The organism is Halomonas icarae, from assembly GCF_009901955.1.
In the GTDB taxonomy this organism is placed as follows: domain Bacteria; phylum Pseudomonadota; class Gammaproteobacteria; order Pseudomonadales; family Halomonadaceae; genus Halomonas; species Halomonas icarae.
Window position 1 is genome coordinate 1 of record NZ_WUTS01000032.1, and the last position, 233, is coordinate 233.

Sequence of the window (233 nt, forward strand, 5' to 3'; positions counted from 1 at the left end):
GTGGAGCCGACGAAGCTGACGGCCTGGACACGGGCATCATCGAGCAGGGTGTCCACGGCCTCCTTGTCACCATTGACCACGTTGAGCACGCCCGCGGGCAGGCCCGCCTCCAGCGCCAGCTCGGCGATAAAGAGGGCCGAGGTCGGGTCACGCTCGGAGGGCTTGAGCACGAAGGTGTTACCGCAGGCGATGGCCATGGGATACATCCACAGCGGCACCATCGCGGGGAAGTT

1 protein-coding gene is annotated in these 233 nt (G+C 66.1%); it reads right to left on the minus strand.

The window, feature by feature from the left end:
* The coding region (locus tag GRB80_RS16200; RefSeq protein WP_161424447.1) for an aldehyde dehydrogenase family protein at window positions 1–233 on the minus strand (233 nt) is incomplete at both ends.